19 protein-coding genes are annotated in these 21339 nt (G+C 64.5%); 10 read left to right on the top strand and 9 right to left on the bottom strand.

Annotated features, from left to right (window positions below):
• Window positions 1–19 precede the first annotated feature (19 nt).
• The 7 genes from QYH69_RS33175 to QYH69_RS33145 form a co-directional block, all read right to left on the bottom strand.
• Window positions 20–1123, bottom strand: a complete 1104-nt coding sequence (locus QYH69_RS33175; RefSeq protein WP_308835903.1) for an ABC transporter substrate-binding protein — start codon at window positions 1121–1123, stop codon at window positions 20–22.
• A gap of 97 nt (window positions 1124–1220) precedes the next feature.
• Window positions 1221–1919, bottom strand: coding sequence for a dihydroxyacetone kinase subunit DhaL (dhaL, locus tag QYH69_RS33170; protein ID WP_308835918.1), 699 nt, complete (start codon window positions 1917–1919; stop codon window positions 1221–1223).
• A 14-nt stretch (window positions 1920–1933) separates the two neighbouring features.
• Window positions 1934–2941, bottom strand: coding sequence for a dihydroxyacetone kinase subunit DhaK (locus QYH69_RS33165; protein WP_308835902.1), 1008 nt, complete (start codon window positions 2939–2941; stop codon window positions 1934–1936).
• A 107-nt stretch (window positions 2942–3048) separates the two neighbouring features.
• Window positions 3049–3816: a GolD/DthD family dehydrogenase gene (locus tag QYH69_RS33160; protein WP_308835901.1), complete on the bottom strand. Its 768-nt coding sequence runs from the start codon at window positions 3814–3816 to the stop codon at window positions 3049–3051.
• 28 nt (window positions 3817–3844) lie between these two features.
• Window positions 3845–4810 carry a substrate-binding domain-containing protein gene (locus QYH69_RS33155; protein ID WP_374992552.1) on the bottom strand — a complete coding sequence of 322 codons (966 nt, stop codon included), beginning with the start codon at window positions 4808–4810 and terminating at the stop codon, window positions 3845–3847.
• 90 nt (window positions 4811–4900) lie between these two features.
• The gene (locus QYH69_RS33150) at window positions 4901–5890 is read right to left on the bottom strand and encodes an ABC transporter permease (protein ID WP_075161076.1); all 990 of its coding nucleotides are present in this window, start codon (window positions 5888–5890) and stop codon (window positions 4901–4903) included.
• The gene (locus QYH69_RS33145) at window positions 5887–7365 is read right to left on the bottom strand and encodes a sugar ABC transporter ATP-binding protein (protein WP_308835899.1); all 1479 of its coding nucleotides are present in this window, start codon (window positions 7363–7365) and stop codon (window positions 5887–5889) included. The genes QYH69_RS33150 and QYH69_RS33145 overlap by 4 nt, the downstream gene beginning before the upstream one ends.
• 439 nt (window positions 7366–7804) lie before the next feature.
• Here QYH69_RS33145 and QYH69_RS33140 point away from each other — a divergent pair, with 439 nt between their 5' ends.
• The 9 genes from QYH69_RS33140 to QYH69_RS33100 all read left to right on the top strand — a co-directional run bounded on the left by QYH69_RS33140 (window position 7805) and on the right by QYH69_RS33100 (window position 16629).
• Window positions 7805–9058, top strand: coding sequence for a substrate-binding domain-containing protein (locus QYH69_RS33140; protein WP_308835898.1), 1254 nt, complete (start codon window positions 7805–7807; stop codon window positions 9056–9058).
• Window positions 9034–10602, top strand: a complete 1569-nt coding sequence (locus QYH69_RS33135) for a sugar ABC transporter ATP-binding protein (protein WP_308835897.1) — start codon at window positions 9034–9036, stop codon at window positions 10600–10602. Before QYH69_RS33140 ends, QYH69_RS33135 begins: the two co-directional genes overlap by 25 nt.
• The gene (locus QYH69_RS33130) at window positions 10599–11651 is read left to right on the top strand and encodes an ABC transporter permease (RefSeq protein WP_308835896.1); all 1053 of its coding nucleotides are present in this window, start codon (window positions 10599–10601) and stop codon (window positions 11649–11651) included. Before QYH69_RS33135 ends, QYH69_RS33130 begins: the two co-directional genes overlap by 4 nt.
• A gap of 21 nt (window positions 11652–11672) precedes the next feature.
• Window positions 11673–12623 (top strand): 3-hydroxyacyl-CoA dehydrogenase, encoded by a 951-nt coding sequence (locus tag QYH69_RS33125; RefSeq protein ID WP_308835895.1) that lies wholly within the window; start codon window positions 11673–11675, stop codon window positions 12621–12623.
• A 35-nt stretch (window positions 12624–12658) separates the two neighbouring features.
• Complete coding sequence (locus QYH69_RS33120; protein WP_308835894.1) at window positions 12659–13450, top strand: FCD domain-containing protein; 792 nt, start codon at window positions 12659–12661, stop codon at window positions 13448–13450.
• A gap of 48 nt (window positions 13451–13498) precedes the next feature.
• Window positions 13499–14407 (top strand): SMP-30/gluconolactonase/LRE family protein, encoded by a 909-nt coding sequence (locus QYH69_RS33115; protein ID WP_308835893.1) that lies wholly within the window; start codon window positions 13499–13501, stop codon window positions 14405–14407.
• 130 nt (window positions 14408–14537) lie between these two features.
• Window positions 14538–14921, top strand: a complete 384-nt coding sequence (locus QYH69_RS33110) for a DUF6232 family protein (protein ID WP_308835892.1) — start codon at window positions 14538–14540, stop codon at window positions 14919–14921.
• A 152-nt stretch (window positions 14922–15073) separates the two neighbouring features.
• Window positions 15074–15406 (top strand): hypothetical protein, encoded by a 333-nt coding sequence (locus QYH69_RS33105; protein ID WP_308835891.1) that lies wholly within the window; start codon window positions 15074–15076, stop codon window positions 15404–15406.
• Between the two features lie 152 nt (window positions 15407–15558).
• Complete coding sequence (locus tag QYH69_RS33100; protein ID WP_308835890.1) at window positions 15559–16629, top strand: hypothetical protein; 1071 nt, start codon at window positions 15559–15561, stop codon at window positions 16627–16629.
• A gap of 43 nt (window positions 16630–16672) precedes the next feature.
• Here QYH69_RS33100 and QYH69_RS33095 read toward each other — a convergent pair whose 3' ends face one another.
• On the bottom strand, window positions 16673–19126 hold the full coding sequence (locus tag QYH69_RS33095) for a glycogen/starch/alpha-glucan phosphorylase (RefSeq protein ID WP_308835889.1): 2454 nt from the start codon (window positions 19124–19126) through the stop codon (window positions 16673–16675).
• Between the two features lie 343 nt (window positions 19127–19469).
• Between QYH69_RS33095 and QYH69_RS33090 the strand changes: the two genes are divergently transcribed.
• On the top strand, window positions 19470–19697 hold the full coding sequence (locus QYH69_RS33090; RefSeq protein ID WP_075161613.1) for a hypothetical protein: 228 nt from the start codon (window positions 19470–19472) through the stop codon (window positions 19695–19697).
• A gap of 222 nt (window positions 19698–19919) precedes the next feature.
• On the opposite strand, the gene QYH69_RS33085 is transcribed toward QYH69_RS33090, so the two are convergent.
• A partial coding sequence (locus QYH69_RS33085; RefSeq protein WP_308835888.1) for an alkaline phosphatase PhoX occupies window positions 19920–21339 on the bottom strand: 1420 nt, incomplete at its 5' end.

Below are 21339 nucleotides of genomic sequence, written 5' to 3'. Positions count from 1 at the left end.
TGTGCAAGTTGACGAATGCTTAGCTGTACTTCATGTCGAACGACGCGGCCGGTGCATTCGGCGTGTAGAAACGCGAGTGCTTGCGGAAGTCGTAGGGTGGAAGGCCATGCGGGAAGTCCTTTTCGAACTGCGGCACCTGATCGCGGCTCAGCGGCAGCAGATGAAGCTTGACCGTGTCGTCCTGCCTGCTCACGGGCTTGCCCTTGATCTGGTCGAACAGCATCACGAGCGCAAAGCCGCCCTGCAGCCAGTGGCCGCCGATGTCGAACAGCAGTTCGCCGCGCTTCACGGCCTCGACGTTTTCGGGGTTCAGGTCCATCGCGACCACGTAGACATCCTTGCCGGGCATCCTGCCGGCATTGCGCAGCGCGGCCATCACGCCGGTCGCCGTGCCGCCGTTGGCGGCCCAGACACCCTTGATGTCGGGATGCCCCTGATACAGCGATTCGAAGGCGGTCTGCGACGTATCGCGCACGAAGTTGCCGTCGACCTCGCCGGCCACCGTCACCTCGGGATGTTCCTTCAGCGCGCGTCCGAGCCCTTTGCGCCGATCGATCGCGACCGACGTGCCGGCCGTGCCGTTGACCACGCCGATCACCTTCTTGCCGTTGGCGCCGGCGGGCACCGCGGCGAACAGTTTGATCGCCATCTGATAGCCGGCCTCTTCGTCGCTCGGTCCGATGAAGGCGATGTAGTTCGGAAAGCGCGGCGTTTGCGGGCTGAAGTCGGGGTACGAGTCGGTGAGGATGACCGGGATGCCCGCGTTCTTCGCAAGCGTGAGTCCGGGCACCGCCGTCGACCAGTACGGCGTGAAAATGATGCCGTCCACCTTCTGCGCGGTCAGATCCTCGAGACTGCTCACCATGCGGTCCGGCTTGTTGTCTGCATTGAGCACGGTCAGATCGACGCCGAGTTGACCGGCACCCTGCTTCATGAAGTCGACGTAGTTGTTCCAGAACTGCGCGTCGAGCGTCGGCACGACCACGCCGATGCGGACCTTCTGCTGCGCCGCGCGCACGCCGCTGGCGAGCGGCAGCAGCGCGATACTCGTCAGGTACTTCAGGGACCGCCGTTTGCTCGCCTGCATGTTCGTCTCCTTGAGGTTGTTCTGTCGTTCTGCCATTGCGCGCCCGCGTCGTTCGGACGGACGTCTCCTCGCGGCAGACGCATCGCCTGCCTGCGCGTCCCTTCAGCGCCTTTGCAGCGCCTTCGGCGCCCGTTCAGGCGGGGTGCTTCTCGGTCTGCTTGCCGGTCTGCTTCTCACCCTGCTTCTCACCCTGCTTCGCAGCGGCGAGCAACGCGCCAAGCGATTCGCTCATGCTGCGCAGGATCAGGAAGCACGAACACGCGCCCGCATCGAGCACGCCGATCGAGCGATCGCCGAGACGGCTGGCACGGCCGACGCGCGCGCGCAGTTCGCGCGTCGAGTTCATGCCGCCTTCGGCGGCCGCGGTCATCGCGTCGAGGCATTCGCGAAACGAACGGTTTTCAGCAAGCGCCGCCTCGTATGCGGCCCGCGCCGGCTCGAGCGTATCGATCAAGGTCTTGTCGCCCACTTTCGCGTCGCCGATCGCCTGGACCGCGTCGATGCCGGCCGAGAGCGCGCGATAGAACAGTGGGCTGTCGAGCAACGCGTGTCCTTCGAGCACGCTGCTCATATCGAGGAAGAACGAGCCGTACAGCGGTCCCATCGAGCCGCCGATGCCGCCCATCAGCGCATCGGACAGATCGGCGAGCGCAGCCGGCAGCGACGGCGGCGCGGCGCGCTTCGCGAGGCGTTCGCCGCACTGCGAGAAGCCCTTGCTCATGTTGATGCCGTGATCGCCGTCGCCGATCGCGCCGTCGACTTCGCTCAGGTATTGGCGGTTCGAATTGATGACGCCGATCAGATCGGCCACCACGCTGCCCGCGGCGGCCATGTCGAGAGTGTCGGTCACGATGCGTCTCCTACGGTGATGCCGATGCTTCGGCACGGATGGTGAAGCGCGCGCGAGAGTTGGTCGTCGAGCCGCGTCAGCGTGACGGTCACGCCCATCATCTCGAGCGAAGTGAAGAGGTTGCCGACGCGCGAAAAGCCGATTTCGATGCCGCCTTCGCGCAGATAGTCCGCTACCTCGCCGTACAGGATGTACTGCTCCATCAGCGGCGTCGCGCCGAGCCCGGAAACCAGCAATGCGACCTTGTCGCCGCGCGCGAAAGGCAGATCGGGCAGCAGCGTATCGAGCATCCGCTTCGCCATGTCTTTTGCCGGCACCGTGCGCTGCACTTCGATTCCGGGCTCGCCGTGATGGCCGATGCCGACTTCCATGTCGCCATCCTTGATCGTGAAGTTGGCCTTGCCGACCGCGGGAATCGTGCACGCCGACAAACCGATGCCGATCGAGCGCGTCGATTCGATCGCATGGCGCGCGGCCGACACCACTTCGTCGAGCGAGGCGCCCAGCGCCGCGCACGCGCCGGCGACCTTCCACATGACGATCTCGCCGGCCACACCGCGGCGTTTCGCGATTTCCTCCGGCGGCGCCGAGGCGGCGTCGTCATTGGCGACGACCGGCACCACGCGGATGCCGTCGCGTTCGGCCATGCGCATCGCCATCTTGACGTTCATGTTGTCGCCGGCGTAGTTGCCGTACAGGCACGCGACGCCCGCGCCGCCATCGGCGGCCTTGAACGCGTCGGCAAACGACTTCGCGGTCGGCGACGAGAAGATCTCGCCAACGGCGACCGCATCGACGAGGTGCTCGCCGACATAGCCGATAAAGGCCGGTTCGTGACCCGACCCGCCGCCCGTGACGATGCCCACGCGGCCCTTCTGTCCTGCGTTCACATGCGAGACGACGCGCGGATTGTCTGCCGACGCTCGCAGTTCCGGATGCGCGGCGAGTATGCCGCGCAACATGTCTTCGACAACCAGATCCGGATTGTTGATGACGCGATTCATGAGCTTTCCTCGAGTTCTCTGGTTGCGTTTATCCGCTTCCCGGTGCGCTGTTTCCTATGCACCCGCTTCCATGCACGCTTCTTATGCGCGGCTTCGCGTTGCGCCGCCTATTGAGCGGTGTAGCCGCCGTCGATCACGATGTTCTCGCCGTTCACCATCGCTGCGGCGTCGCTCGCGAGATAAAGAATCAGTGCGCCGATTTCGTCGGGACGGGCAAAGCGGCCGGCCGGGATCTTCGCCTTCATTGCTTCGCCGACCGCGCCCGCCCACGCTTTGCGGCCCAGTTCGGTTTCGACCACGGTCGGCGAAACAGCGTTGACCGTAATGCCGTGTTTCGCCCATTCGAGCGCGAGCACCTTCGTCATGCCGACGATCGCCGCCTTGCTCGCGCAGTACGCGGCATGACGTTCGAGCGCGATCACGCTCGCCTGCGAGGCGAGGTTCACGATGCGTCCGTAGCCGCGCCCGATCATCTCGCGGCCCGCCGCCTGCGCGAGCAGAAACGGCGCCTTCAGGTTCAGCGCCATGGTGCGGTCCCAGGCGTCCTCGCTCAACGTCTCGGCCGGTTCCAGCAACGCGACGCCCGCATTGTTGACAAGGATGTCGAGCCGGCCGCAGCGGGCGACGACGTCGCGCACCGCCGCCTCGGCGGCGCCGGGCGCGACGAGATCGGCCACCACGGCGACGTGACCCCGTTCGCCGCCTTGCAGCGTGGCGGCAACCTCGCGCACCGCCGGATTGATGTCGAGCAGCGCGAGCCGCGCACCCGCCGCCGCGAGGCTTTCGGCAGCCGCGAAGCCGATGCCGCTCGCCGCGCCGGTGACGAGCGCCACGCGGCCGCTCAGATCGAAAAGTTTGCCTGCTTGCTGCGCCATGGATCTGCTCCGGTCGGTGACGTACGGCTTACTGTTGCGAGACTTCGCGAACCTTCTTGAGGATGGCGTCCGCATTCGCTTGCGTGACCTGCGTCCACGGCACCGTGTACTCCTTGCCGGTGCCGCCGTTCCACGGCATCTTCGCGCCGTACTCGGTCCAGATTTCGGACTGCGGCTTGTACGTCGGGCCGACCACCGCGCGCATCGCGAGATCGAGCGCACCTTGCGATTGCGCCTTGGCGTCCTGGAAGAAGGTCGTCATCTCGCCGCGTTTGGCCGCCTGTATGCCGTCGGCGATGCCGTCGATGCCTGCCACCGGAATCTTCTTCGGGTCGAGCCCCTTCGACTTCATCGCCTGGATCGCGCCGAGCGCTTCCTCGTCGTTTTCGGCGATGACGCCGTTGATCTGCCCAGGGTGCGACGTCAGCCAGTCCTCGACGAGCGCGAGCGCCTCGGCACGCGACCAGTTGGCGGTCTTGTTCTCGAGCACCTTCACGTCCTTGTGCTGCGCGAGCACTTCGGCAATGCCCTTCGAGCGGTCGATCTGCGCCGACTGGCCGATCGGCCCCTCGATGATCACGACGTTGCCTTTGCCGCCGATCGCCTTGACGATCGCTTCGGCTTCGAGCCGGCCCGCGACGACGTCGTCGTTGCCGACGTACGAAGTCAGCTGGTCGCCGGACACGTGCGTGTTGGAGCCGATCACCGGAATATGGGCGGCCACGGCCTTCGCGACCGCGGCCGCGCCGGCATTCTTGTCGATCGGCGCAAAGATGATCGCGTCGTACTTCTGCGTGATCATGGTGTCGAACTGATTGCTTTGCGTGAGCGCATCGTAGTTGCCGTCGAACACGACGATCTGCGCCGAGCCGTTCTTGACCGCCGGATCCTGCTTGACGGCGTTGGTCCACATCTGCATGAATTCGGCTTTGAGGCCATACGGCATGACGCCGATGCGAACCGGCTTCGCCGCCTGCGCGACGCCGATCGTCATCGCGGCGAGCACGGCCGCCAGCACTGCCTGATTCCGTAGCTTCACTGATCGTCTCCTGAGTTTGTTGTTAAGTCCGATCCTGGATGGAGGTCACTGCTTCTTGCGCGATACATCGAGCAGAACCGCGCCGACGATGATCACGCCCTTCACGACCTGCTGGTAGTAGGACGACACGCCCAGCAGATTCAAACCGTTGTTGATCACGCCGATCAGCAGCGCGCCGACCACCGTGCCGCCGAGCGAGCCCGAGCCGCCCGACAGACTCGTGCCGCCGATCACCACGGCGGCGATCGCGTCGAGCTCGTACGACAGACCCGCCTGCGGCAGAGCCGACGTGGTGCGCGCAGCCAGCACGATGCCGGCAAGTCCGGCCAGCAGCCCGCCGATCACGTACACCGAAAAAATGATCTTGCCGGTGCTGATGCCGCTCGTTTTCGCGCTCTTCGCGTTGCCGCCGACCGCATAGACGTAGCGGCCGTAAGTCGTGTAGCGCAGCACGAACCAGAACAGCAGCACCACCAGCGCGAACACGATCACCGGCACCGGCACGCCGGCGAAGTTGCCGGTACCCGTGCGCAGAAAGCCGTCGGGCAGATCGGCGATCGGCATGCCGTCGTTGTAGATGAACGTCAGACCGCGCGCGACGCTGAGCATGCCGAGCGTCGCGACGAACGACGGCACGGCGAGCCGCGCGACCACGATGCCGTTGACCGCGCCGACCGCCGCGCCGACCAGCAGACCCGCCAGCAGCCCCAGCGCGACACCGTGCGGATGCGCGCCGGTCACGACGCTCGCGCTGACCATGCCCGCCAGCGCGAGCGTCGAGCCGACCGACAGGTCGATGCCGCCGGTCAGAACGACGTAGGTCATGCCGACCGCGAGAATCCCGTTGATCGAGGTCTGCCGGAGGACGTCGGCGATGTTGCCCCACGTCAGGAAATACTGGTTCGCGAAAGACAGCACGATGCACAGCAGCACCAGCGCCGCGAGCATGCCGTAACGCTGGTAAAGCTGATGCATCTGCGCGGCACGGCTTTTCTGCGCGGGAACGCTGACCGAAGGTGAGAGTGGTGTATTCATGACGCGAGGTGCAGAAGGTCTTCCTGGCTGGAGAGATGGCCGTCGATCACGGAGACCAACCGCCCGGACTTGAAGATTGCGATGCGATCGCTGACGTCGAGTACTTCCTGAGCTTCGGACGACACGACAATGGCCGCGCCGCCCTGCGTGACGAAATCGTCGAGCAACTGGTAAATCTCCCGCTTGGCGCCTTCGTCGATGCCGCGCGTCGGCTCGTCGCACAGCAGGCAGACGGGGCTCGTCGACAGGCAGCGCGCCAGCACGACTTTCTGCTGGTTGCCGCCGCTCATCGACGAAACCGGCAGCGAAGCCGAAGCGGTCTTGATGCGCATGCGATCGATCATCGCGCGCACGAGCGCCTTGACCTTGCGCCCGTCGATCAGCGAAAAGCGCGACAGTGCCGGATAAGCGGACAGCGAAATGTTGTCGCGCACCGACGACGACAGGATCAGGCCGGTTTCCTTGCGGTCCTCGGTGACGAGCGCGAGACCGGCGCGGATCGCCTGGCGCGGGCTGCCCGGCGCAAGCCTGCGCCCCTTGAATTTCACTTCGCCATCCTGCGCGTTCGTGAGCCCGTAGACGCAGTTCAGATACTCGCTGCGGCCCGAGCCCATCAAACCGTAGATGCCGAGCACTTCGCCGGCGCTGACCGACAGCGAAATATCCTCGAACTCCGCATTGCGCGAGAGGCCAGCGGTTTCGAGGATCGTTTCGCCGGTGGGCCGGCGCTTCTTGTCGTTCTGATTCAGCTTGCGACCGACGATCGTGCTGACGAGATACGAACGGTCGATATCGGCGATGCGGCCGCTATCGACGAAGCGGCCGTCGCGAAACACCGTGTATCGGTCTGCAATCCGGAATACTTCGGAAAGCCGATGCGTCACATAGATGATGCCGGTGCCCTGCGCGGTCAGGCTGCGGATCGCATTGAACAACACCTCGGTTTCCGATTCGCCGATCGCGGAAGTCGGCTCGTCCATGATCATCACGTCGCATTCGCGGCTGAACGCCTTGGCGATCTCGACGAGCTGGATTTGCGCGAGGCTCAGCGAGTCGACCGTTGCGCGCGCATCGATCGCGAAGCCGAGCCGGTCGAGCAGTTGCTGCGCCTTACGCGCGAGCGCGTTGAATTTCACCAGCACGCCCGCGCGACGCGGCTCGCGTCCGAGATAGAGGTTCTCGGCCACCGTCATGCCGCGGATCGGCGTGAGCTCCTGCGTGATGATCGCGATCCGGTTGGCGAGCGCGTCGGCCGGCGAACGGAAGTGAACCTCGCGCCCGTTGAGCAGAATCGTGCCGGCATCGCGCTCGAGGATGCCCATGATGATGCTGAGAAACGTCGACTTGCCGGCGCCGTTGCCACCGCACAGCGCGTGGACACTTCCGCGGTGCAGCGTCAAGCGACCGTCGTCGAGTGCGGGAACGCCGTCGAAAGACTTTTTCAGACCGGTCGCCTCGAGTAGCAGATCGCTCACCTTGCCTCCGTCATTTGCTCATCAATGAACAATTGATCAATCGAGCGCTATCCTAGAGGGCAGGGAAAAGGGTGTCAATCTTCCGCAACAGATGGTTAACCCGCAGCAATCCGTCGTCGCAGCGAGTATTACACGACGCTTATCGTCGCTTTTCGCGACAAAAGCGAGCCGACCGGACCGCCCGCACCAGCCGGGATGTCGCCCCTCGCATGCCGGGTCAATGAGAATTTGATCCATATCGAACATATGATCGATTAACGACGATCGATTGATCATGCATAAGGCGCTGTCGAGAAGTACACCGCACGCGCGTTTATCCCCATACGGGTAAACACTGCTGACTACCGACATATCAACTTGTCATACTGGTTGAACAGCTACTAAGCGGACGAAGGGTCAAATAAACGTCGCCGTGATGGCGACCCACTGAGGAGACGACATGCTTTCGAACATCAACGGTGAGCGGCCGTACCCGGCAACGGGCCGCAACTTCAGCGCGCGGGACGGAAAAAGGCGGCGCGGGGCCGCCATGCTCGCGTTCCTTTGCGGCGGACTGCTGGCGGCCGGCCACGCGTTCGCACAAACTCAAACGCGCGCGACGCCATACGACGCATGGCCGCAACCGCAAATCCGCAAGACGATTTCCGTCGACGACGCGAAAGCCATCGTCAAGGAACGCACGCAGGCGCAAACCGAATGGAAAGGACCGACCAGCGGTCCGCGCGCATCGACCCAGCCGCTGACCATCGTCTACGTCTCGGCGGACCAGTCGTACGTGTCGTTCGTGAACTGGGGCCGCGGCGTCACCGAAGCGGCGAAGGCGCTGGGCTGGAAAGCGGTCGTGCTGAACGGCCAGGGCACCGTGACCGGCACGCTCGCCGCGATGCAACAGGCGGTCGCGAGCAAGCCCGCCGCGATCGTGACGTCCGCCGACGCCAGCGCGTTGCAAGGCCCGATCAAGCAGGCGGTCGCGCAGCACATTCCGGTGATCGGCATTCACGCGACCGCGTTCCCGGGCCCGGATCCGAAGCTTGGCCTGTACAACAACATCTCGTCGAATCCCGCTGAAATCGGCGAGACGCAAGCGGCCTATGTGATCGCCCAGTCGAACGGCACGGGCAAAGACCTGCACTTCCTCGACAACAGCTTTGCGATCGCGCGCTTCAAGGCCGAGGCTGCGACCGATCCGATCAAGGGCTGCAGCGGCTGCAAGTTCATCGACATGGTGAACATTCCGATCGCCGATCAGACACGCCGGATTCCGGCCGTCATCTCCGGCATCGTCGCGAATCAGGGCAAGGGCTGGTGGGGCACGACCTGCTGCGACAATTTCTATCCGTACATCGCGTCGGCGTTGCGCGCTTCGGGCGTGAAGCCCGACGAAGTGCATCTGGTCGGCTCGGATGGGCCGCCGTCCGCCTACGACATGATCCGCAAAGGCGAATACGAAGTCGCGACCGTCCCGGAGCCGAGCACGCTGTTCGGTTACGAAGCGGTGGATTCGATCGTGCGCGCGATGGCCGGCGAACCGCCGTCGAAATTCGTGCAGCCGACCTATCTCGTCACGAAAGAAAACGCCGATGCCGAAGGCGGCAAGAACAACGAGTTCATCCCGAGCAACGGCTTCGCGTGCCATTACCAGAACATCTGGCGCGGCACGAACGCGGCTTGCGGCGCCAAGAGCGGGGGCTGACGATGACGGCCGGCACCGTGCCGCTGCTCGAGGCGCGCAGCATCACCAAGCGCTTCTTCGGTGCGCTTGCGCTCGACGCCGCGTCGTTCGAGTTACGCGCCGGCGAGATTCATGCGCTGATCGGTGAAAACGGTGCCGGCAAATCGACCTTCATCAAGATTCTCGCGGGCGTCTATCAGGCCGACGGCGGCGAGATACGGCTCGACGGCAAGGTCACCGACCCGGCCGTCGACGCCTTGCCGCTTGCCTTCGTTCACCAGGATCTCGCACTCGTCGACGATCTGAGCGTCGGCGAAAATATTGCGCTGATCGCGGGCTACCCGCGCAAGCGCGGGCTCATCGACTGGCAGGCGGTGATGCGCCAGGTCGCGCCGCTCTACGCGGCGATGGACGTCGACCCGCCCGATCCCGAACGCCTCGTCGTCACGCTGAGCCTGTCCGAGAAGGCGATCCTCGGCATCGTGCGCAGCCTCGCGGGCAAGCCGCGCGCGCTCGTGCTCGACGAGCCGACCGCCGCCCTGCCCGAAGCCGATGCGCAACGGCTCTTCGAAGCGATCCGCCGTCTGCGCGACGCGGGCACCAGCATCATCTACGTCTCGCATCGGCTCAACGAGCTGTTCGGCCTCGCAGACCGCGTGACCGTGTTTCGCGACGGCCGCCACGTGCATACGGCGCAGATCCGCGCGACGAATCCGGAACGGCTGATCGCGCAGATGCTCGGCCGGCCGCTCGAAAGCGTCGAGATCGCGCGTCACGATGCGGTCCGGCAGCCTGCCGCGCTGCGCGTGGAGGATCTCGTGGTCGAAGGCCGCGGGCCGCTGTCGTTCGACGCGAGCCCGGGCGAAGTGCTCGGCCTCGTCGGCTTGCGCGGCGGCGGACAGGAAGCCGCGGGCCGTGCGATCTTCGGCGCGTTGACGGCGGATGCGGGGCGCATCGTGCTCGATGGCAGCGCCCTGCCGCGTACCGACGGAATCGGCGCGCGCATCCGCGCGGGCATCGTGCTGCTCGCCGGCGACCGCATGCGCGAGAGCACGTTTCCCGGCATGACGCTCGCCGAAAACCTGTTTCCCAATCCGCTCATCACCGCGCGCGGTCTCTGGCAGCCGCGCGCTACGGCGACCGAGCGCAAGACCGTGCATGCGCGTCTCGAGCAGTTCGACGTGCGCCCGCGCAATCCGGGCTCGCTGATCGACTGGCTCAGCGGCGGCAACCAGCAGAAGGTATGTCTCGCACGCTGGCTCGAAGCGCGTGCGCGCGTGGTGATTCTCGAGGAACCCACCGCGGGCGTCGACATCGGCGCCAAGCTGTCGATTCACCAGATGCTGCGCAAGGCGGCGGCCGACGGCGCGGCCGTGATCGTCGTGTCGTCGGACCTCGAAGAAGTCGCGGCCGTCTGCGACCGCGCCCTCGTGATCGACCGCGGCCGCGTCGCCGCGGAACTCGCCGGCCACGCATTGACGATGGATGCGCTGATCGCGCGCTCGTCCCTCGGCGAGCGCCGGTCCGGCGCGCAAGACGCGACCTACCTTTCGGATAACGTATGAATAGCACCAGCGGAAATGGCGTCGAATCGAGCAGGGCAAGCGGGCCGACGGCGCCGCGCAGGCCCCCGCCCACAGCCGCGAAACGCGCGGTCGAACTGTTCGCGAACTACGGGCTGATTTTCGTGTTCGCGCTCGTTCTGATCGTGTTCTCCGCGCTGCGGCCGGACACGTTTCTGAGCAGCGGAAACATCGGCAATCTGCTGACGAGCCAGTCGGTGACAGCGCTGCTCGCGTTCGCCGTGATGCTGCCGCTCGCCACCGGGCGCTTCGATCTTTCGGTCGGATATCACGTCGGCATGGCGCAGGTGCTCGTGATCGGCTTTCAGGTCAACAGCGGGCTGTCGTGGCCCGTTGCCGCCGCGCTCGTCATCGCGATCGGCGCGTTAGTCGGTTTGATCAACGGCATTCTGGTCACGCGCTTCAAGATCGACTCGTTCATTGCGACGATGGGCATGGGATCGTTGCTCTACGGCGTGTCGAACTGGTACACGGGCGGCCAGCAGATCGCCGGCTTCAACCTGCCCGACGGCTTTTCGAACCTGTCCCAGGTGCTCGGCTACGTGCCGCTGCCCGCGGTCTACGTGGCGATCGTCGCGATCGTGCTGTGGATCGTGCTCGAGCGGCTGCCGGTCGGACGCAGTCTTTATGTGATCGGTTCGAACGCGCGCGCGGCCGAACTGTCCGGCCTGCGCACCGGCAGCTACATCTGCGGCGCGTTCGCCGCGTCGGGGCTGTTATGCGCCATCGCGGGCGTCCTGCTCGGCAGCATTCTGCGTTCGGGCACGCCCTCGGTCGGCGCCGAATATCTGCTGCCGGCCTTTGCGGGCTCGCTGCTCGGCGCCACGTCGATCCGGCCAGGGCGCGTCAACGTCGGCGGCACGCTGCTCGCGATCCTGATCGTCGCGTTCTCGTTCTCGGGCGTGCAACAGCTGGGCGCACCGTTCTATGTCGAATATTTCTTCAACGGCGGCATTCTGATCGTAGCGGTCGCCTTGTCCGTGTACGCGGCGATCCGTCGCCGCAAAGCGGCCGTGAACGCGGCCGGCTAATCTTTCTGGAGTGGATCGTTTATGACTCGGGTTGCGGTGATTGGATGTGGCGTGGTCGGCTCGTCGTGGGCCCTCGTTTTCTCGCGCGCCGGTTTCGACGTTGCCGTGTGGGACGCGACGCCTGCGGCCGTGCAGCAGACGCTCGCGTTCGTGCGCGAGTCGATCGGCAGTCTCGCGAAACAGGGGCTCGGCGGCAGCGAGAGCGCCGATACGGTCTGCGCAAGGCTCCATCCATGCGCGACGCTCGAAGAGGCGCTCGCCAACGCCGACTATGTTCAGGAAAGCGCGCCGGAGCGCGTGCAGATCAAACGCGAGCTGTATCAGCGGCTCGACACGCTTGCCGCACCCGATGTCGTGCTCGCGAGTTCGACGTCCGGTCTACCGGCGTCGTCGTTCACCGATCATCTCGCGACACGCGCGCGCTGCCTCGTCGTGCACCCGATCAATCCGCCGCATCTGATTCCGCTCGTCGAGCTGGTGCCGGCGCCCTGGACCGATCCGGCGGTGCTCGAGCGCGCCGCGAAACTGATGGAGCAGGTCGGCCAGGCGCCGATCCGTCTGTCCCGCGAGGTCAACGGCTTCGTCGTGAACCGGCTGCAAAGCGCGCTGCTCGGCGAGGCGTTCCGGCTCGTCGAAGACGGCGTGCTGAGCGTGGCCGATGTCGACAAGGCGGTGGCCGACGGCCTCGGCTTGCGCTGGTTTTTCATGGGGCCGTTCGAGACCATCGATCTGAACGCGCAGCAGGGCGTGGCCGAATACTGCCGCAATCTCGGACCGATGTATTACGGCCTCGCGAAAGAGCAGGCGGACCCGCGCGAATGGGGGCCGCAGCTCGTCGCCGCCATCGAGCAGCAGCGCCGCGTGCTGACGCCGGCCGATGCATTGCCCGCGCGCCGCGCATGGCGGGACCGATGCCTCGCCGCGCTCGTCGCCGCCAAGCGGCGCGTACTCGGCGCTGAAGGGAGCGTGTAGCATAGTAAGTTTATCGCCGCCATCACGAGCCTTTTATGTCCACGCCCCCCGCTACTTTCCCGATCAAACGCCAGCGCCTGTTCGATCAGGTCGCCCAGCATCTGGAAGCGATGATCCTGTCGGGAGAAGTCGGCGTGGGCGATCCGCTGCCTTCCGAGCGCGAACTGATGGAGCGCTTCGGCGTCGGCCGCCCGGCGGTGCGCGAGGCACTGTTATGGCTGAACAAGAAAGGGTTGATTTCGGTGAGCGCAGGCGAGCGCGCACGCGTCGTGGAACCCGACCCGAGCGAACTGCTCGAGCATCTGTCGGGAGCGGCGCTGCTGTTCGCATCGACGCCTCGCGGCATGCAGCAGTTTCAGCAAACGCGGCTTTTCACGGAGGTGGCGCTCGCGCGCGAGGCATGCCGGTGGACCTCGGCCGACGACCTCAAGCGTCTCGAACAGCTGCTGCGCGACAATGAAGCGAGCGCGGGCAACATGGAGACGTTCGCGAGAACCGACGACGCATTTCATTTCGGCATCGCGAGCCTTGCGCACAATCCGCTGATCGACGCGTTGTATCGCAGTGTGTTGAGCGTGCTGCAGGATCAGCGCTATACGTCATTGCAGCATCACGATGCGCTCCATGCGGCGATCGACTGTCACACGCGAATTTTCGACGCAATCGCCGCGCGCGATCCGGACCGCGCCGAGCAGGTCATGCGCACGCATCTGACCAATGTCGAGACTTTTTATTGGGACGTGCGGGGCAAGCCAGTGCGGCGTCCGCCGGCCGCCGCGGCAGATGCGTCGCAGGCGGCGGAGAAGCCGCGCAAGAAAACCGATTAGCAGGCAGAGCGGCCGGCATGGCCGAAGTCATAACAACGGAGACGTATCATGGCGTATTTCGAAGCGATCGATCCGCGCTTCATGCGGTACATGATTCCGGTATGCACACTGGAGACGCTACACACGGGCATGCGTTGGGCCGAAGGCCCGGTGTACTTTGCCGACGGCCGCTATCTGTTGCTAAGCGACATTCCGAACAACCGGATGTTGCGCTGGGAAGAAGAGACCGGGCAGGTCAGCGTATTCCGCTATCCGTCGGGCTTTTCGAACGGCAACACGCGCGACCGCCAGGGACGGCTCGTCAGCTGCGAGCACGGCAACCGGCGTGTTACACGCACCGAGCCGGACGGTACGATCACGGTGCTTGCCGAACGCGTGGGCGGCAAGCGCCTCAATTCGCCGAACGATGTCGTGATCAAATCGGACGGTACGGTCTGGTTCACGGATCCGCCCTACGGCATTCTGACCGACTACGAAGGACACAAGGCCGAGAGCGAGATCGGCGGATGCCATGTGTACCGCTGCGATCCGCAAACAGGTGAAATCACCGTGGTCGCCGACGACTTCGTCAAACCCAACGGGCTTGCGTTCTCAGCCGATGAACGGCAGTTGTTCATCGCGGATTCCGGCCGCTCGCACGCACCGGACGCGCCTCATCATATTCGCGTGTTCGACGTGACGGACGGCGGGAAGCTGACCAACGGGCGCGTGTTTGCGACGATCGAACCCGGCATACCCGACGGCTTCAGACTCGACGAAGATGGCAACCTGTGGGTGAGCGCGGGCGACGGCGTGCACTGCATCGACGCCTCGGGCGAATTGATCGGCAAGATCCTCACGCCCGAAACCGTGGCCAATGTGACGTTCGGCGGGCCCAAACGCAATCGCCTGTTCATCGCGGCGACCTCGACGTTGTATGCGGTGTTCGTCAACACACGGGGTATTCAGACACCCTGACCACGCAGGCCGGCGCGGTCAACGAAGCATGCGGGCCGGGGTGCGCGCGCCGGTCGCATGCAAAAATCCGTAACCTCGTCGTTGGTCGGCGGCATAATTCACACATATTTCATACTCGTGTGGCCTGCCGATGGATCTTCCCTTCAACGAGCGCGGTGTCTCGGTCACGCGCAACGCCCTGTCCGCCGCCGGCCAGGTCTTCCCCCTGCGGGACATTGGCGGCGTGCGCGTCGTCACCGTGCCGCGCAATCGCTTGCTGCCGATCGTCATCTCGGTGGCGGGCGCGGCCAGCGCGGTGGTCGGCGGCGCGTTCCGGTCGCCGGCCGGAATCGTGTGCGGCGCGATGCTCGTCGTAGTCGGCTGGCTCACGTGGATCAGCCAGGATGTCACGCACCGGCTCATCGTGCAGTCCAGCGAAGGTGAACGCGAGGCGCTGTCGAGCCTCGATCTCGACTTCGTCGAGCGCGTCGCGCAAACGGTTCGAGACGCGCTGGCGGCCACGCCGGTAAGCTGATGGAAGCCGGGCGAACAAGTCCGCAATCGCCAACGCGTTAACAGAAAGTTAACGCGCCTTCGGCGCGCTTTTGCACTCGTTTAAGACGTGCGAGGCTACAGTGAACAGGTCATAACAGCCGTGCCGTCCCCGCTCGCGTCGGCACTTCGAAGATGCACGAACCTTCAACCGCCCGCGAACGTCCCGCGCCGCGCGGGCTTCGCGCGGCAGCCGCCCCTCAGCTGTCTTCCTCGTTTGTCACCATCGACATCACGGTGCCCGGCACTTCGTCTTCGGTCGGCCGGCGTGCGCTGCATACCGCCCTCGGCACCGATCTGCGACTCTATGTGATGACCATCGACAAACGTCATGAGCGCATCACGTTCCGCGTCGAAGCGATGTCGCGCAGCGTCGACGAAGTGATCGCCGCACTGACCGGCGGCCTCGAGCGAGCCACGATCGGCCGCGTCAGGGCAACGGCGATCAAACGTCTTCAGGACGTCTAGCTTTCACAGATTTTTGCAGAGTCGCCGCCGCGCGCGCGTAGAGTTTGCGGTTTTTGTCACCCGCGTTCCCAGTTTCGGCCACCCCATCTCTGCCGTACGCATTCGCGCGATGGGATCGCCATTGGGACACGCGCAACCGCAAGGTGTGTCTTATGACGCTCTTCTCTTCGACGCGCCGCGCCGTGTCGCGCACCGGCGCATGCTTCACCGTCCTCGTTTCGGCGCTGTGGGTTACCGGCTGCGGCACGTCGATCACGGTGCCGACACCGCCCGCTTCCACCGCGGGTCTCATCAACGGGGGCCGTGACGGCCTGCTGGTTCCGCTGCATGTCGAACGTAGCGACCTCGGCCACGCGCGGCTTGGCCTGCCCACGGTGATCGACGGCAAAGCGGTCTACCTGATGTTCGATACGGGCACGCGTGGCGTGCGAGTGCTCTCTTCGGCGCTGCCGCGCACGAGCTATGCGGCCGCCGGCATGCGAACGACGCTGACGTTTCCGACCGGCGCGCAAGCCTCGGGACCCGTGGTGGACGTGCCGTTCAGCATGGCGGGTACGAAGCCCGTCGATATCGCGGCGCAATCGGTCGACGATGTGCGCTGCATGCCGGGCATAAAACGCTGCGTCGCGATGGACGGCTACACGGGCGAATTTGGCTGGGCGTTTTCAGGCATTCTCGGCGCCGCGGCCGATGCGCCGAACGACACGTGCTGCGCACAGCCATTACGTGCACTGCCCGCGCGAATCGGCGAGCGGTACCTCGTGCATGCGGATCTTGCGCGACCGTTTCTGGTATTGAGTCCGTCGAATGCGGTTGCGACCGGCTTTACGCTGCTGCCGTTGCGAGCGGCACCGGGCGGCGCGCTGCAATGGCCGGCCGGATGCGTGCAGGTCGCCGACAAGATGCGCTTTTGCGCGCCCGTCGTGTTCGCGACGGGCGGCAGCGGCATGATCCGTATCGAGACCGACAAGGCACCCGCCTGGGTCGGCGACGGCGATGAAAATACCGTGCTCAAGCAGGGCAACTATGACGTCGCGCTCGGCGTCGGGCCTTGGGCGCATCGCTTCGAAGGCGCACAGGTCGCCATCGCGAAGACGCAGGCCGGCGCGAACCGGATTGTGATCGGGCTGATGGCGTTGCAGAACATCGATCTGCTGTTCGACTTCAGAAACGGACAGCTTGGCGTGCGCGCGGCGCGCGACGCCGAGACGATCGACGGGTAAGCGCGGTTGCGGGCTGCGCCGCACCGCAGCCCGCACTCGCGACTCACTCCATGTCGAGCGGTTTCACCTGCCAGATATCGCGCGCGTATTCGGCAATCGTGCGATCCGACGAAAACTGCCCCATGCCGGCCACGTTTTCGATCGCACTCGCCGCCCAGCCGCGTGTATCGACGAAGCGCCGGTCGACTTCATCCTGCGCTTTCGCAAACGCCGCGAAATCGGCGAGCACCATATAGTGATCGCCCCAGTCGACCAGCGTGTGAAAGATGTCCGAAAACCGCAGCGGGTCGTCGGGCGAAAAAAACCCGGTGCGGATCTGGTCGAGCGCCACCCGCAGCTCGGGGTCGTCTTCGTACAACTGACGCGGCCTGTAACCGGTCGCGCGCAGGTTGTCCACTTCGTCGGCTGTGTGGCCGAAGATAAAGATGTTCTCGCGTCCCACCGCATCGCAGATTTCGATGTTCGCGCCATCGAGCGTGCCGATCGTCAGCGCGCCGTTCAACGCGAGCTTCATGTTGCCGGTGCCCGACGCCTCGGTGCCCGCCATCGAAATCTGTTCGGAAAGATCGGCGGCCGGAATGATCAGCTCGGCGACGCTCACGCCGTAGTTCGGCACGAACACCACCTTCAGACGGTCGCCGACGACCGGATCGTTGTTCACCTTCGCGCCGACGTCGCCGATCAGCTTGATGATGGTCTTCGCCATCCGGTACGCGGATGCGGCTTTGCCCGCAAACATGACGACGCGCGGCACCCAATCGCGCTGCGGCTCCGCGAGAATCCGGTTGTAACGCACGATCACATGCAGCACGTTCAGCAACTGCCGCTTGTATTCGTGAATGCGCTTGACCTGCAGATCGAATAGCGCGTCCGGATCGAAGCCGATCTTCGTATGTTCGGACAGGCGCTGCACGAGACGCTGCTTGTTCTGCCGCTTCGCTTCGCGGAAAGCATCGACGAACGCAGGGTCGTTTTTCAGCTCGCGCAGCTTCGACAGCTCGAACAGATCGCGGCGCCAGCGCGCGCCGATCTGCTGGTCGATCAGCGACGACATCGACGGGCTCGCCTGCGCAAGCCAACGCCGCGGCGTCACGCCGTTCGTCACGTTCGTAAAGCGCTCGGGGTACATGCGCGCGAAGTCGGCGAAGATATCGCGCGTCATCAGTTGCGAGTGCAGCTTCGATACCCCATTCACCTTCTGGCTCGCGACGATCGCCAGATGCGCCATCCGCACGCGCCGCTGCCCATATTCGTCGACGAGCGAAATGCGGCGGATCATATCGACGTCATGACCCGAATGCTCGCTGACACGCTTCAGAAACTCCGCATTGATCTCGAAGATGATTTCGAGGTGACGCGGCAACAGACGCGCGAGCGTTTCGACGTCCCAGGTTTCGAGCGCTTCGGGCATCAGCGTGTGATTCGTGTACGAAAACACCTGCTGCACGTCTTTCCACGCCTTGTCCCAAGGCACGCGATGCACGTCGACCAGCAGCCGCATCAATTCGGGAATCGCAAGCACCGGATGCGTATCGTTCAGGTGCACCGCGACCTTCTCCGCGAAGCGGCCGAACGTGCTGTGCGTGCGCAGATAGCGGCGGATCAGATCCTGCATCGTCGCCGAGACGAAGAAGTACTCCTGCCTCAGCCGTAGCTCGCGTCCGGCTGACGTCGAGTCGTCCGGATACAGCAGACGCGATACGTTCTCCGACATATTTTTCGCGTCGACCGCGCGGCGGTAGTCGCCCTGGTTGAACGCGGACAGATCGAGTTCTTCGGTCGCGCGCGCGGACCACAGGCGCAGCGTGTTCGTCGCGCTCGTCGCAAAACCGGGAATGACCGTGTCGTATGCCATCGCGTTGACATGCTGCGTTTCGATCCATTCGATATGGTCGTTGCGCTGCACGGTGCGGCCGCCGAAATGCACGATGTACTGCACCTCGGGTCGCGGAAATTCCCACGGATTGCCCGCGCGCAGCCAGTAGTCCGGTGTTTCGACCTGCTCGCCGTTCACGATCTGCTGGCGGAACATCCCGTACTCGTAGCGGATGCCGTAGCCGAAGCCCGGAATGCCGAGCGTGGCCATCGAATCGAGAAAGCACGCGGCCAGTCGGCCAAGGCCGCCATTGCCGAGCGCCGCGTCGGGCTCGAGATCGGTCAGCGTTTCCATATCGACGCCGAGGCTCGCCAGCGCCTCCTTCATCTGATCGTAGATGCCGAGCGCGAGCAGCGCGTTCGTAAACGTGCGGCCGATCAGAAATTCCATCGACAGGTAATAGACGCGCTTGACGTCCTGTTCGTATTGCTCGCGCGTCGTTTTCATCCAGCGCGCGACGAGCCGGTCGCGCACGGTAAGCGCGGCGGCGTGCAGCCAGTCTTGCGGGCGCGCGGTGACGGCATCCTTGCCGACGCCGTACATCATGCGATTCGAAATCGAGCGCCGCAGCGCATCGACGGTGCTGTTGAGCTGGTCGAATTCCAGATCCACCGCTGTCATCGAGGCCTCCGGTAAAGCGACGCGGCACGCACCTGAACCGCACGCAAGCGATAAGGCACAGGCGGCGCGAGCCGGTCTGGTGGATAAATAAGCAGATTAGGACATTTGTCGTGTCCCGTCATCCGCGACGGCAGTGCCACGCAAGGTACATGCCCCGCCCGCACGAACGTCGAACGCGCGGGCTCGCGGCTGCCTGCGCCCAACGCGAGGCCGGCATGCCTCTCACCAGGGTTGCGGGCACGGCCACGGCTCCTGCACGAATGCAGTGCGACCTTCGATCCGGCTTGCACTAGTATGGAATTGAAAGACGACATATCGGCGACGGCGCTGGATGGAGGTCGACATGAACGCGCAAGCGATGCTCGGGATCGTTCACGCACAGGAACTGCTGCTGGTGTCGCTGATCCGCGCGATGCCGCCCGACGAACGGCGGAGGATCGCCGACGAATTCCAGCAGCAGGTCGAACTTGCCGAAGCGCCGCATCTGAGTTCTGGACATGACCGTGAAATCGACGAAGCGTTCAAGGCTCACATCCGGAAGTTGTCTATTCTGCTTGCCTCACTGAGCTGAAAACCACTGATCGGCCGCTTGAAGTCATACCGGCGCGGGACCGCTCGAATGCTGGCGGGCGGCTTGCGAGCCAGACAGTTAGTTGCATTCTAGACGACGCGACGACGCCACGACGCAGTCGAGGCTGATACTCCAACCGCCGGTCTCCCACAATATGGGGCGCAACGAAAAAAGGCCACGCTCGAGCGTGGCCGAAAGCTTCCTGCTACCCCTACCGCGTCATTAAAGCTTCACGGCCGTCGGTTCCGCCGTCAAATAGCCGACCGACGCGCCATATCCGTCCTTGAAATTCGCACGCACGAGTGGATCGAGCGTGGGCTGCACTTTGCTGTGAATACCGCCCCAGTCGCCGGCGTGCTGGAAATTGCTCATGACGTAGGTCCAGCCGTTGATCTCGTCGACCGCATGCAGGCCCGTCGATTCCGCGCCAGCCGGCGTCGACAGCACGCGCGACAGTGTCTTCGTATCGACGTTGTACGCCCACAGGAAGTTGTTCACGTGCTGGCTGCTGTCTTCGCCGATGAACAGCGTGCGCAGCTTCTCCGAAAACTTCAGGTTGTCCGGGCTCGCGATCCTGTCGACGTTCGCCGTGTTGCCGAGCGCATCGGGCGTCGCCAGATCCTCGCCGACCAGTGCCGCCGGCGCGCTCATGTCGACCGGCACCCATTCGCTGTCGATCGCCGAACCGTCGGTCGCGTGCTGGCCGCCGCGCAGATTCAGCGCATAGACCGCGCCTGCGCTAATTGCCTTGTCGAGCGCGATGTCGGTGGAATGGACATTGCCGCGCACCATCGACGTCACGATTTGCGACATCGCCGAGTACAACACCTTGTCGCGCGCATTGACGGTCGTTCCTTCGAGCTTCGTGAAGCACATGCTCGCGCCGGCAAGCGCCGCGTAGCGATGCGTCTCGAGGAAGGTCGCGGCCTTTTCCATACCCGGCCGGATTTGCACCCAGTTGAAAGAGTTATTGAAGTGGATCTTCTGGTAGCCGGGGTACTGCGTCGTATCCGTGTTGCTGACCGGAATGACGTCCATGATGTCCGCCGCCTTCAACTGGTCCGCGAGCGCTTCGATCTCGGCGCTCGTCGCGTGGCCGAGTCTGATCCAGGACAGGGTGGCCGAGCCCGCGCCCGCCGACGACGTCTGATTCCACTTCGCGACGTACAGCGTGCCCGCCGACAGGTCCTTCGCAGCGTCCGCGATGAACATGAAGAGGCCGCCGTTGGTTGCGTCGTCTCCCATCAGCACGGTGCGCTGGTCGGGCATCACCTGGATCAGCTCGTGCGAGATGCGGCCGAGGCAATAGTGCTTCCTGACGCTGCCCGTGCCGTCCGGATGCACGGTGATCTCCGGCAAATGACCGTAGTGATACGGGTTCGCCTTGGCCGGATCGCCGAAAAGGTTCTGGCTGTATGCGCGCAACTGCGCGTCGGTGGCCGCTTTGGTCGCGTCCGGCTCGTATTCTTCGCTGGACAGATGCGTGTTCCACGGCGAGAGGCTCGCGCCGCAGGTGATCCAGAGCCCGTGCGCCGGCGAGGTGTCGACGTTGGCGTAGCTGACCAGCGAAGTCGGATCGTAGCCATGTCGTTCTGTGAGCCAAGGAGTTGGTAGAATGTTTTGTCTTCCTAAGACCGCTTGG

This window comes from Paraburkholderia sp. SARCC-3016 (assembly GCF_031119615.1).
Classification (GTDB): domain Bacteria; phylum Pseudomonadota; class Gammaproteobacteria; order Burkholderiales; family Burkholderiaceae; genus Paraburkholderia.
Note: the sequence above shows the minus strand (reverse complement) of the source record. Positions and strands in the feature narration are given on the sequence as shown.

Coding starts and splice junctions, on each gene's coding strand:
- QYH69_RS33175 (WP_308835903.1), bottom strand. CDS start 1,123: ATGGCAGAACGACAGAACAACCTCAAGGAGACGAACATGCAGGCGAGC.
- dhaL (WP_308835918.1), bottom strand. CDS start 1,919: ATGGCCGCCGCGGGCAGCGTGGTGGCCGATCTGATCGGCGTCATCAAT.
- QYH69_RS33165 (WP_308835902.1), bottom strand. CDS start 2,941: ATGAATCGCGTCATCAACAATCCGGATCTGGTTGTCGAAGACATGTTG.
- QYH69_RS33160 (WP_308835901.1), bottom strand. CDS start 3,816: ATGGCGCAGCAAGCAGGCAAACTTTTCGATCTGAGCGGCCGCGTGGCG.
- QYH69_RS33155 (WP_374992552.1), bottom strand. CDS start 4,810: ATGACGATCGGCGTCGCGCAGGCGGCGAAGCCGGTTCGCATCGGCGTC.
- QYH69_RS33150 (WP_075161076.1), bottom strand. CDS start 5,890: ATGAATACACCACTCTCACCTTCGGTCAGCGTTCCCGCGCAGAAAAGC.
- QYH69_RS33140 (WP_308835898.1), top strand. CDS start 7,805: ATGCTTTCGAACATCAACGGTGAGCGGCCGTACCCGGCAACGGGCCGC.
- QYH69_RS33130 (WP_308835896.1), top strand. CDS start 10,599: ATGAATAGCACCAGCGGAAATGGCGTCGAATCGAGCAGGGCAAGCGGG.
- QYH69_RS33125 (WP_308835895.1), top strand. CDS start 11,673: ATGACTCGGGTTGCGGTGATTGGATGTGGCGTGGTCGGCTCGTCGTGG.
- QYH69_RS33120 (WP_308835894.1), top strand. CDS start 12,659: ATGTCCACGCCCCCCGCTACTTTCCCGATCAAACGCCAGCGCCTGTTC.
- QYH69_RS33115 (WP_308835893.1), top strand. CDS start 13,499: ATGGCGTATTTCGAAGCGATCGATCCGCGCTTCATGCGGTACATGATT.
- QYH69_RS33110 (WP_308835892.1), top strand. CDS start 14,538: ATGGATCTTCCCTTCAACGAGCGCGGTGTCTCGGTCACGCGCAACGCC.
- QYH69_RS33105 (WP_308835891.1), top strand. CDS start 15,074: ATGCACGAACCTTCAACCGCCCGCGAACGTCCCGCGCCGCGCGGGCTT.
- QYH69_RS33100 (WP_308835890.1), top strand. CDS start 15,559: ATGACGCTCTTCTCTTCGACGCGCCGCGCCGTGTCGCGCACCGGCGCA.
- QYH69_RS33095 (WP_308835889.1), bottom strand. CDS start 19,126: ATGACAGCGGTGGATCTGGAATTCGACCAGCTCAACAGCACCGTCGAT.
- QYH69_RS33090 (WP_075161613.1), top strand. CDS start 19,470: ATGAACGCGCAAGCGATGCTCGGGATCGTTCACGCACAGGAACTGCTG.